Consider the following 8,610-nt stretch of genomic DNA (forward strand, 5'->3'; position numbering starts at 1 on the left):
TAAACTCAATGTAGGAGGTTGGTTATGACAACAATACTAGATGTAAACAATATTGAAAAATACTATGGTAAAAAAGGAAATATTACCAAGGCACTTGATGGTGTCTCATTCACAATTGAAAAAGGGGAATTTGTAGGGATTATGGGACCATCGGGTTCTGGGAAAACAACCCTTCTTAACTGCATTTCAACCATTGACTCGGTAACCAGTGGAACCATTGGGGTGAACGGTCAAAATATTACAAAACTTAAGAAAGAGCATTTACAACGTTTTCGTCGAGAGCAACTTGGATTTATTTTCCAAGATTTTAACTTACTGGATACCCTCACTGCTTATGAAAACATTGCTTTAGCGCTCACCATTCAAAACATTAATCATAAAGAAATTGATCAACGCATTCAAAGCGTGGCGCGTCTTTTAGATATTGAAGAAGTACTTCAAAAATTTCCGTATCAAATGTCAGGGGGACAGCAACAACGTGTCGCCTCAGCGCGTGCATTAATTACAAATCCAAGTCTTATTTTAGCGGATGAGCCTACGGGTGCTTTAGATTCAAAATCAAGCCGTATGTTGCTGGAGAAACTTCAAGAACTGAATGAACAAGAACAAGCGACCATTATGATGGTAACCCATGATGCATTCAGTGCAAGTTATGCGCAACGCATCCTCTTCATAAAAGATGGGAAAATCTTTAATGAGTTGGTACGTGGTAATGATAGTCGCAAAGAATTCTTTGATAAAATTATTGATGTTGTAACGTTACTTGGAGGCGATTCCGCAAATGTACTCTAAACTCGCACTTCGTAATGTTAAGAAGAGCTATCGAGATTTCTTTATCTACTTTATCACCTTGACGTTCTCGGTCTCTCTATTTTATGTTTTTTCTTCATTTGGTGCACAAGCATCAATTATGGATTTAAGTTCATCACAAGGTTCAATGGTTGAGGCGTTGACACGTATTATGAATGCGATGTCCTATATTGTCGCCGTTGTCTTTGCATTTTTAATTCTCTATGCAAATCATTTTTTAATTAAGCGTCGCCATAAAGAACTGGGCGTTTATACGTTATTGGGGATGCCGAAACGCTACATATCTCGAATTTTAATTTACGAAACACTCTATATTGGGGTCTTTTCATTAGGATCTGGATTGCTTTTAGGTCTTGCTTTATCTCAAGTTATGACACTATTGAGTGCAAAGGTTCTAAGTGTAGCAACACATTATCATTTTGTATTTTCAATGGTTGCGACTGTGAAAACAATTGTGTGCTTTATGATTATTTTTACAGTAGTCATGATTTTTAATGGTGTGATTCTTAATAAATATAAATTAATTGATTTATTGCGCTCAAAACGTCAAAATGAAACACTTAAAGTACGTAAGACATGGATGAGTGTTGTTATTTTTATTCTTGCATGTGTCCTTATTGGGTATGCCTATAAACTGGCATTGAAACCAATGGAACTGATTCGTTTGCTTCCCCTTGTGTTGGTTACAGGGGCATTGGGAACTTTTATGCTCTTCCTATCGTTTTCTGGATTTATGCTTAAATTTATGCAATTAAACCAAAAACGTTATTACAAGGGTTTAAATAGTTTTGTCTTTCGTCAAGTGAGCGCAAAAATCAGTACAACGTATAAAATGATGTCTGTGATTACTTTGATGTTGTTGATTGCGATAGGAGCCCTTGCTACTGCATTTAATTTAAATTATGTACTTGGCAATGAACTGGAAAAAGCAACCGGTTATGATGTTAGTGTTGTGGTTTCCGGTTCAGAAGGGAAGGATTACGCGCGTCTTATTGATGAAGTCAAAGGCTTTGAACATCAAACAACCGCATCCCTTTATGATCTGGGCATTGAAGCGAAGGATATGGGGATGGAACAGGAACTTTATCAAGGTCAACGCATTTTATTTATGACAGAGACTGATTTCAATGGTTTACGAACGCATGAAGGGTATGAACCCATTCACCTTGATGAAGATGAAGTTTACTTCCAAAAAGCACCAACCGCAGGGTTACAGGGCAGTGATTTGGAGAAACTGGATGCGATTCCAATTTTAGGACAAGCGTTTGTGCTTCAAGCAAATCATGATGTGAAACCGGTAAGGATTGCGAATGGATCCATGATTCACGGATCACTCTTTGTGGTTAATGATGTTCATCTATCAACATTAAAAGCAGAAATGATTTCAAATGACGCATGGAATCAAAATACATTCATATCCAATCTTGATGTTCATGGCTCACAAAAAGAAGTCGTAGAAAAACTTGAAAACAATTTTAAGGGACAGTCTCTTGGCTTGTATCATAATATTCTTAGTTCCGAAGATGTGACAGCGTCAATGAGTGGAACCGAACTCTTATTTACCTATGTGGGTATTTATCTTGGATTGGTGTTCTTGTTAAGCAGCGTGGTTGTATTGGCGCTTCAACAGCTTTCGGAAGCCAGTGATAATCAATCACGTTACCGTGTTCTCACAAAATTGGGTGCCGATGAGCATATGCTTAAACGTTCAATTCTAAAACAGATAACGATTTATTTCTTTTTACCACTTCTCATTGCGTTAATCCATGCTTATGTTGGTATCAAAGCAATGAATGTGAACTTAAATTTAGCGGGTCTTGCACCGGACACCATGGTGCCTGCAATTCTTACAACCAGTGCAATCATTAGTATGTATTTGATCTATTTCATCATTACGTATTTCTCGAGTAAGGCCATTACACTGGAAGCTTAAACACACCTAAGGGTGTGTTTTTTAATATGACATTGTTGTAAGTTAAGTGTAAGGAGATTCGATGGTTTGCTTCTTGCATAAAATCTATACTATAGATAACAAGGAGAAACATTATGAAAACACAAATTAAAAAACTATTTAGAAATGATCAAACACGCAAAAATCTACAAGGACGTAACTCAGAACTAACAAAACCCAAACCTTGCCTTGCGGAAATGAGTGCTGAAGAACAAGCAATCGGGCAAGCGCTATCCAGTTTTGTGATCACGACGATCATTACATTATAAGGGAGGCAATTATGTATTTTAAAATAGCCTATAGAAATGTTAAGAAAAGCTATAAAGATTATTCTGTATATTTTATCACATTGACCTTTTCGGTAGCCCTTTTCTATATCTTCGGATCCTTTGAACAGCAGTCAGCCATTTTAAAAATGACGGCAGGGCAAGGTCAAGCTGTGCAAGCACTTGTAACAACCATGAATGTTATGTCAGCCATTATTTCTGTTGTGTTCGCATTTTTAATTCTCTATGCGAATCAATTCTTAATTCGACGTCGTCAAAAAGAGTTGGGCCTTTACACATTACTGGGGATGCCAAAACGAAACATTGCGCGAATCCTAACATATGAAACCCTCTATATTGGTGTGATGTCCTTAGGGACCGGGTTAGTTCTTGGCTATCTCGGATCTCAGGCAACCGCAATTTTAAGTGCTCAACTCCTTAAAGCGAACATCACATACCATTTTATTTTCTCAATCAAAGCAACACTTAAAACAATCCTAAGCTTTTCCGTTATTTTTATCATTGTCCTAATCTTCAACGGTAATGTCATTCGGAAACATAAGCTTATTGAACTCTTTCATGCACATCGCGTCAATGAAACTGCTGAAAACAAACGTGCTGTTTTACAATTTATGGTAGGTGTCATTTTACTGATTCTTGCTTATAAATGGGCACTTGTACCCTTACATCTTGTGGTCTTTATGCCTTTGATTATTGCCTTGGGATCATTTGCTACGTTTGTTATTTTTAAAGCACTTTCCGGCTTTATGCTTAAGTTTATGAAGATCAATCAACGCCTCTATTATAAAAATCTCAATGTCTTTGTATTTCGCCAAGTTGCCTCAAAGGTCAATACGACTTACAAGATGATGGCGGTTGTAAGTCTTCTACTCTTATTTGGTATCGCAACATTATCAACGGGGTTTAACCTAAATTCAGTTATGGATGAACAAATTAAACGCAATACACCTTTTGATTACACCTTAATGGTGCCGTACTTATCGATCGAACGTGATCTTGAAATTGAAACCTTTATTGCGGACCAGAACATCGAAGGCTTTGCATCAATGAATCTCTACAACACTGATTATGATGCGGATGTACTCGATAGTGTTGTGATGCACGCCAAAAGCCAACAACAAGAACCACGAGTCTATCTTGCGGATATTGAGGATTATAATATGATCCGCGTCATACACAATCAGCCAACCATTGATTTAAGTCCGAACAGTGTATACCCTTATGGTCTTAAACATCACAATCAAACCTTAAAAGCGGATGCTAAAGTGATCTTGGGTAAGGGAGATTATAATGTTGTTGATGATCGTGATGATGAGGCGATAAGCATTAGAAATGGTGATTTTAATGATGTCGTCTTACTCATGAATACGGAAACACTTCATGATACACTTGCATCTCAAACGAAACCCGTAACGATGACAACAATCTACAATGTGAATACAGACAAAAGCAGTTTACTCCAAACATCTATTGAACACAAACTTGACGAATTGGGATATGATCCCAATGATATTATAAGTGTTAGTTCAGAACAACTGTTTGAAATGCTATTGGGAATTGAGCTGATTTTTACTTTTATGGGACTTTATTTGGGCGTTGTTTTCTTAATCAGTAGTGGTGTCATTCTTGCTCTACAGCAACTTTCTGAAGCAAGTGATAATCAGGTACGCTATCGTGTACTTGAGAAATTGGGAACGGATGAAGGCATGATGCATCACGCCATTTTCAAGCAAGTTGCCTTGTATTTCTTCATACCACTCTTGCTGGCTGGTGTTCATGCATGGGTTGGGATATCTGCGGTTAATATAAACTTAGATCTTGCAGGCCTTAAGGCAACCAGTTTTATGCCAACCCTTTTAACGTGTGTTGGGGTTATCGGTATTTATTTTGTATACTTTATTGCAACCTATTTAGGCAGTAAGTCAATAATTAAAGGAAACTAGAGATTTCATCTAGTTTTTTTTATAGAATGTTGTATTATAGTTGTAGTGTAAAAGGAGCGTTCCATGAATTTATTTATAAGAGAAGATATTCGGACGAATAGTTTTGATGACCCGGAGTTTGAACAAAAGCTTGCTTCAATGTGGGAGCGATTCAATACATCATTGCCACATTACGATGCGGCGAAATATGCAGTCTATACGGACTACAAGACAGACTATAAGGGATTGTATTCTCTGGGCCTTGCAACTGAGTTTGAACAAACAAGCGAATTGTTGGTCGTGGACGAACGCAATGATTATCAAGTATTTCCTGTTGATGTAACCGATGAATTTGGTGTTTTAAATACATGGAAATTGATCTGGTCGTTGGAGGCATCGGATAAGTTAAAACGTGCGTATACCATTGATTTTGAAAAATACTATGAAGATGGACGTATCGATATCTTTATCGCAGTAGAATAACATTTATGTTATTCTTTTTAATTACGAGAATGTAAGGTGGTCGGTTATTGAAATATGATAAAATACAACTAAGGAGTTCTAACTATGGTCATAAAAATGGCATTTAAAAACGTTCGAAAAAGCTATAAAGACTATACCGTGTATTTTGTGACACTGGCTTTTTCTGTAGCACTTTTCTATATTTTTGGATCCTTTCAAGATCAAGCGGGAATCTTGGAACTTACAAATCAAATGGGACGAACGTTTGAACTGGTATCAGAAGCCCTCAATGTGATATCTTTTATAGTCGTCGTAATCTTTGCTTTCCTTATCGTCTATGCAAATAATTTCATCATTGGTAGACGAAAACAAGAGTTTGGATTGTACATGCTTTTGGGGATGTCACGTTTTAAAATGTCATTGATTTTGATGGCAGAAACATTTTTAATTGGATTGGCTGCACTTGCAGTAGGCCTGTTCTCAGGCTATATCTTAACGCAAATTACGAGTGTGTTGATGGGGACAATCCTAGCGGTTCCGATTCACTATCAATTTATCTTTTCAACACAGGGGGCGCGGCGAACGATTTATTGTTTTAGTGGAATCTTTGTATTGATTATGTTTCTTAATCAACGGAAACTGCGGAAGATTACGTTAAATGAATTGTTTAATGCTCATAGAACACAAGAGATGTTGCGAAATGTTTCGGTTTGGTGGACGGTATTTCAACTTATTGGGGCGATTGCGATTTTGATTTTTGATTACTTATGGGTTCTTAAAGCAGGGCAACTTATCTTCTTTATGCCGATTATTGTTGGGATTGGAATCTTTGCGACAATCCTTTTATTTAAATCTATGGCAGAATTTGTGGAATATTTTGTACATATAAACCGCTCACGATACTATCGCAACCTTAATTTATTTGTCGTTCGACAAGTTTCAAATAAAATTCGTTCGACATATCGTGTCATGGCCGTGGTATCCATTACCTTATTGTTTGGTATTACTATTTTAGCGACGGGGCTAAACCTTAATAAACGCATTTCTAATTTTGCGGTTGAAACCATTCCTTATGATGCCTCATTTACGTTTATGTATGATGACGTGGGAACTGTGAAAAATTACTATAACGATTTAAATCTTAATGAATATTTTAGATCGGGTTTTCAAATCAACCTCTATCGATCGGAATCTTTTGATACGGAGGTATTCAATATTTATGATGATATTGGTGAGGAAAAACCCGTTAATGAACCTTTGGCTCTCATGACGCTAAGTGATTACAATAAAGTTCGAACCATCCAAAATAAACCGTTGTTGACGCTTTCGAAGAATCAAATCTATTTTCAACCGGATTACAACAATCTCATTACAATGCGTGCGCGTTTGGTTGATGTCCTTGATTATCGAAAACCCTTAACCTTAGGTTCTGTTGACTATTTCCTACAACCTTATGATGAGGCAAATTTTGTGATTTTTTCGAATCAGTCAAATGGCTATCCAATCCTTGTAGCTCATGAAGATGATGTCAATTCGATAAAGGCCACCTGGCCCGATGTTTTTATAAAAACTGTAGTAAGTGGCAATGCACTACATTCAACTGAAGGAGATATTGAACGTATTCTAGAACATGTTCAAGAAAGACAAACCCAAGATCTCACAAATTATTATGATACCGATGTACTTACAAGATATAACTCGGGGCTTACAGGCATGGGAACTGAAATTATTATTGCTGCAATTGGCCTGTATGTGGGGATGGTGCTTCTTATTGTTAGTCTCGTTATTTTGGCGTTACAACAGTTATCGGAGGCTAGCGATAATCAAGGGCGGTATGAAACCCTGCGTAAGATCGGGGCATCACATGCCATGATTAATCGAGCATTGTTGAAACAGACGGCCTTATACTTTTTCATCCCACTAGGGGTTGCATTGATTCATACGGTAGTCGGTTTGATTGCAGTTGAGCGAAATTTAAACCTTATAAATTTAGGGTACACATCAAATGTACTCAGTGTGTCAACAGTGGTTATTGTCTTTATGTTCTACTTGATCTATTTTGTGATCACTTATTTCAACAGCAAACGTATTATTAAAGTAAAACGCAAATAAAAAACAAATAAAAAACATACTCATTTGAAGTGAATCCCTAATTCCTAGTACGGAAAAGAGATTTACATCCATGGTGGAGTATGTTTTTTATTTCTATTTCAATGCTTGATGATTTTCGGTGTAGGCATCAAAGTGTTTCAGTTCAAGCATTTCGATAAAGAGGTCAACGCCTGATTCAAAAAAATCTCTAAGAACTGGATTGTCGTTATTATACTTCACCATCATGAGATCTTTTGGATTCAATAATTCATGACTGATGTCATATCGTAGCTGAGCAATTAAGATTGATGTGAGTGCATTCGTTTCATAACGAATCCAATCAATGGTATAGGTTAGGTCGTTTTCAACATATTCGGACAATCTTTGATAGTAGTTACTTAATAAGTTACTCCCAAAAATCGCTTTTTGAAGGTAAATGGTTGTTTGTACAGATTGTTCATTTCCATAGGCGGTGATAAATGACATAACACGATTAAATACTTCTTGGCCTTCGTTTGTATTAAAGTAAGTGCCAGGAATTGATTGGTCATAGTTTAGCGCATAGTAACCCTCGGTGAGTTCTTGTAAGACAATACGAAGTTTTGTGTCCTTCTCAAGTTTTTTCTCTTGATCAATTTGCTTCTGATGGTTCTCTTTGATTTTTTTGAGTTCGGTATCTGCAGATTGTTTTCTACCGAGATATGAACTAATGTATCCAAAAAGAGAACTCAGTAAAACACCAGACAGACTGATTATTGCGACAACGATTTGATAGCTGTCCATGATATTCATAAAATAGATTGATGTAGGCATACACAAACCTCCTTTAAAAGCATTATAACGTATAATGAACGAAAACCAATCATAGAATTTAAAATCATAAAAAAAACTCTATAAGTAAACTTATAGAGTTGGATTAACTGTTTGGAGCAGGTGAGGGGAATTGAACCCCCGCCTCAACCTTGGCAAGGTCGTGTTCTACCATTGAACTACACCTGCAAATGGCGGTCCAGACGGGAATCGAACCCGCGATCTCCTGCGTGACAGGCAGGCATGTTAACCGCTACACCACTGGACCATTTGCAAA

General features: G+C 37.0%; 7 protein-coding genes and 2 tRNA genes. 6 read left to right on the plus strand and 3 right to left on the minus strand.

Features of this window, described 5'->3' with window-relative positions:
- The first annotated feature begins 24 nt into the window (after positions 1–24).
- The 6 genes from EPJ90_RS04500 (at position 25) to EPJ90_RS04525 (ending at position 7,544) form a co-directional block, all read left to right on the plus strand.
- Positions 25–792 (plus strand): ABC transporter ATP-binding protein, encoded by a 768-nt coding sequence (locus EPJ90_RS04500; protein ID WP_200542726.1) that lies wholly within the window; start codon positions 25–27, stop codon positions 790–792.
- Entirely contained in the window at positions 782–2,743 is a 1,962-nt protein-coding gene (locus EPJ90_RS04505) for an ABC transporter permease (RefSeq protein WP_200542727.1), read from the plus strand. The genes EPJ90_RS04500 and EPJ90_RS04505 overlap by 11 nt, the downstream gene beginning before the upstream one ends.
- Positions 2,744–2,856: 113 nt before the next feature.
- The gene (locus EPJ90_RS04510; protein ID WP_161637314.1) at positions 2,857–3,030 is read left to right on the plus strand and encodes a translation initiation factor IF-2; all 174 of its coding nucleotides are present in this window, start codon (positions 2,857–2,859) and stop codon (positions 3,028–3,030) included.
- 11 nt (positions 3,031–3,041) lie between these two features.
- Positions 3,042–4,991, plus strand: a complete 1,950-nt coding sequence (locus tag EPJ90_RS04515) for an FtsX-like permease family protein (RefSeq protein WP_200542728.1) — start codon at positions 3,042–3,044, stop codon at positions 4,989–4,991.
- 63 nt (positions 4,992–5,054) lie between these two features.
- Positions 5,055–5,453: a GyrI-like domain-containing protein gene (locus EPJ90_RS04520; RefSeq protein WP_125164255.1), complete on the plus strand. Its 399-nt coding sequence runs from the start codon at positions 5,055–5,057 to the stop codon at positions 5,451–5,453.
- Between the two features lie 84 nt (positions 5,454–5,537).
- Positions 5,538–7,544, plus strand: a complete 2,007-nt coding sequence (locus EPJ90_RS04525) for an ABC transporter permease (protein ID WP_200542729.1) — start codon at positions 5,538–5,540, stop codon at positions 7,542–7,544.
- Positions 7,545–7,637: 93 nt separating this feature from the next.
- Here EPJ90_RS04525 and EPJ90_RS04530 read toward each other — a convergent pair whose 3' ends face one another.
- The 3 genes from EPJ90_RS04530 to EPJ90_RS04540 form a co-directional block, all read right to left on the minus strand.
- A complete protein-coding gene (locus tag EPJ90_RS04530; RefSeq protein WP_161637317.1) occupies positions 7,638–8,336 on the minus strand; it encodes a hypothetical protein in 699 nt (232 codons plus the stop codon).
- A gap of 112 nt (positions 8,337–8,448) precedes the next feature.
- A tRNA-Gly gene (locus EPJ90_RS04535) sits at positions 8,449–8,522 on the minus strand.
- 3 nt (positions 8,523–8,525) lie between these two features.
- Positions 8,526–8,601, minus strand: a tRNA-Asp gene (locus EPJ90_RS04540).
- Positions 8,602–8,610 lie beyond the last annotated feature (9 nt).

This window comes from Erysipelothrix sp. strain 2 (EsS2-7-Brazil), assembly GCF_016617655.1.
Taxonomy (GTDB): Bacteria; Bacillota_I; Bacilli_A; order Erysipelotrichales; family Erysipelotrichaceae; genus Erysipelothrix; species Erysipelothrix piscisicarius.

Coding starts and splice junctions, on each gene's coding strand:
- EPJ90_RS04500 (WP_200542726.1), top strand. CDS start 25: ATGACAACAATACTAGATGTAAACAATATTGAAAAATACTATGGTAAA.
- EPJ90_RS04505 (WP_200542727.1), top strand. CDS start 782: ATGTACTCTAAACTCGCACTTCGTAATGTTAAGAAGAGCTATCGAGAT.
- EPJ90_RS04510 (WP_161637314.1), top strand. CDS start 2,857: ATGAAAACACAAATTAAAAAACTATTTAGAAATGATCAAACACGCAAA.
- EPJ90_RS04515 (WP_200542728.1), top strand. CDS start 3,042: ATGTATTTTAAAATAGCCTATAGAAATGTTAAGAAAAGCTATAAAGAT.
- EPJ90_RS04520 (WP_125164255.1), top strand. CDS start 5,055: ATGAATTTATTTATAAGAGAAGATATTCGGACGAATAGTTTTGATGAC.
- EPJ90_RS04525 (WP_200542729.1), top strand. CDS start 5,538: ATGGTCATAAAAATGGCATTTAAAAACGTTCGAAAAAGCTATAAAGAC.
- EPJ90_RS04530 (WP_161637317.1), bottom strand. CDS start 8,336: ATGCCTACATCAATCTATTTTATGAATATCATGGACAGCTATCAAATC.